Source organism: Arthrobacter sp. 2YAF22_2 (assembly GCF_052114645.1).
In the GTDB taxonomy this organism is placed as follows: domain Bacteria; phylum Actinomycetota; class Actinomycetes; order Actinomycetales; family Micrococcaceae; genus Arthrobacter.
The window spans coordinates 1-2,500 of record NZ_JBFRFD010000518.1; the positions used below are offsets into that span (position 1 = coordinate 1).

Sequence of the window (2,500 nt, forward strand, 5' to 3'; positions counted from 1 at the left end):
GTGGCGCGGCAATACCTCACGCAGGCGTCCTCGGTGAAATGGAAGCCGGACCAGCGGGTACTCGTCTTCCGCTCCGCCCGCGTGGTGGCGACCGCCGTCGAAAACGTCTTTAACTACGAACTGGACCTGGCGTACTCGGTCGACGCCGACGGCATCGCCACCCAGTTGCCGGAAGGCTCCAAGGAGAGCATCCCCGCGACGCTGACCAAGGTGGACGGCGAATGGAGGATTGCGGACATCCCGGACGGGACCGCCATCCCCGAGGAGACGTTCAAGGTCATCTACGGCGCGTACCCCATCTACTTCTACGACCCCACCTTCAGCTACGCGGTGCCCGATGTGCGCTGGTTCATCAAGAAGAAGACCGTCAAATCCATGACCAGCGCCCTGCTCGGCGGCCCTGCACCCTACCTGAAGGGCGCCGTCGTCAGCGCCTTCCCGTCCGGCATGAAGCTGGCCCGCGAGTCGGTCCCCGTCGTCTCCGGCGCAGCGCAGGTGGACCTGTCGGCCAAGGACCTCGTGGACGCGTCCAACGAGGACCGGCTCCGGATGCAGACCCAGCTTGCGCTGACCTTCCGCAGCCAGCCCGATGTGATCAACGTGGAACTGCGGGCCAACCAGGACCTGGTGCGGGTCGAGGACAACGGGTCGGTGCTCCCGCCGGTGCGGGACAAGGAAGTCCCGGCGCACCAGATCGCGGTCAGCAACAACGACCTGGTCCGGTACGAGAACAACAAGCTCAGCCCGCTGCCCGGCATGCAGCCGGTGAGCGCCTTGGCGCCGCGCCTGCCGGCTGAATCCCCGGTCTCCCAGTCCGCGGCCTTCCTCAACGCCGACCGCACCACCTTGTATTCGATCGTCCCGGGCCAGCCCGCACGCGCCCTCACCACGAGGGCCGGCCTCTCCCGGCCGTCTTTCGGGCGCTACGACTGGGTCTGGACCGCCGGTCCCGGTGCGAGCGGGGCCACCGAGGTCCTGGCCTACCGTCCGACCGGGGTCGCGGAGGGCGCCACCGTGCCCTCCGTGACGTTGGCGCCGTCGTGGCTCGCCGGACGGCAGATCAAGGAGTTCCGGATCTCCCGCGAAGGGACCAGAGCTCTGGTCATTTCGGAGCTGAACGGTAAGACGAGCGTCCAGATCACGGGCATCATCCGCAACGGCGACGGCACCCCGCGGGACCTCACCGTGCCGACAACCCTGCTGGCTGCCACTGATCCAGACCAAGGCGTCTGGGTCAACGACACCACCATCGCCGTCATGAAGGGGTCCGCGAACGGAAACGTCACCCCCGAACTGCTGTCCCTAACGTCCGCGGCGCCGCAGCAACTGGCACCTTGGGCCGGGCTTACCGCGCTCAGTGCGGGCAATGGACCGGCAGAGATTTTCGGCCAGTCCGCGGACGGCATCTTCCAGCGGCTCGGGAACGGCTGGTCGCAGCAACTCAAAGGCGCCATCGACCCGGCCTTCCCCGGCTGAGCTGCGGCCTGCGTGCTCGGCGGCCGGAAAACTTCGTCCAGATAGCGGCCGGGCAGGTTATCCACACAGCGGCGCGGCCGGCTTCCCGGCGGGGGACGCGGGGCCCAGCCTTGAAGGGTGAACCAGCGACGGCACCATGCCCCCCGCCGTGCCCCAACCGATGGGAAGGACCGGGTCAGTGACCCGGACCTCACTCCGGCACCGCCGCTCGCCAAACACCGCGGTGACTACGCCGGCCGGCTGGCGCGGATCGCCGAGCGGGCGGAGTCCGCCGCCGGGGAGTTGCTGGCACTCGCGCTGCCGGTGGCCTGCGTTTGCTGCGGTGCGGAGGACAGGACGCTCTGTGCCGCCTGCGCGCACCGGATCCGCCTGCTGACCCGCCGGCCGTTCCGGGCCGAGGGGAGGGCACCCGCCCTGATGGACATGGACGGGTCCGTCCTGCTTCCGGTCGTGGCGGCAGGGGTCTACCGGGGCGAGCTGGCCCAGGCCCTGCTTTCCTTCAAGCGGCACGGCCAGCGCCAACTGGCCGAGGAACTGGCCAAGGCGCTGGCCCAGGCCGTCGGGGCCGCCGCAGGTCCGGCGCCGGGGATACTACTGGTCCCCGTTCCCAGCAGCGGAGCCGCTTTTCGGCGCCGCGGCTTCAGCCCCGTCCACCTGCTGCTGTCCCGTGCCAGGCGTAGCCCGGCCCTGAAGGGCACCGCCGTCGCCGACGTGCTCCGCAAGGTACGGCCGGCGCCGGTCGGCCCACCCGGCCGCTCCCGGACGACGGCGGGCCGGGCCACGCCTCTGGCGGGCCGGGCCACGGCTCTGGCGGGCTGGCCCGGTGGCCAAAAGGGACTGGGACAAGCCGCGAGGGCCCGGCGGGTCCGCGGCTCAATGAACATCAAGCGCGGAATGCGTCCCACGGCGCTGGCTGGCAGGGCCTGCCTCGTCGTGGACGATGTGCTCACCACCGGTGCCACGCTGGCCGAAGCGGCACGCGCGGTGCGCGCTGCGGGAGGCGTTGTGCGAGGCGCCGTGGTGC

Annotated in this window: 2 protein-coding genes; both read left to right on the forward strand. The window is 70.5% G+C overall.

Annotation, left to right across the window (positions count from 1 at the left end; genetic code table 11):
• A partial coding sequence (locus AB4Y86_RS16685; RefSeq protein WP_441403289.1) for an LpqB family beta-propeller domain-containing protein occupies positions 1–1,476 on the forward strand: 1,476 nt, incomplete at its 5' end.
• 117 nt (positions 1,477–1,593) lie between these two features.
• The coding region (locus AB4Y86_RS16690) for a ComF family protein (protein ID WP_441403290.1) at positions 1,594–2,500 on the forward strand (907 nt) is incomplete at its 3' end.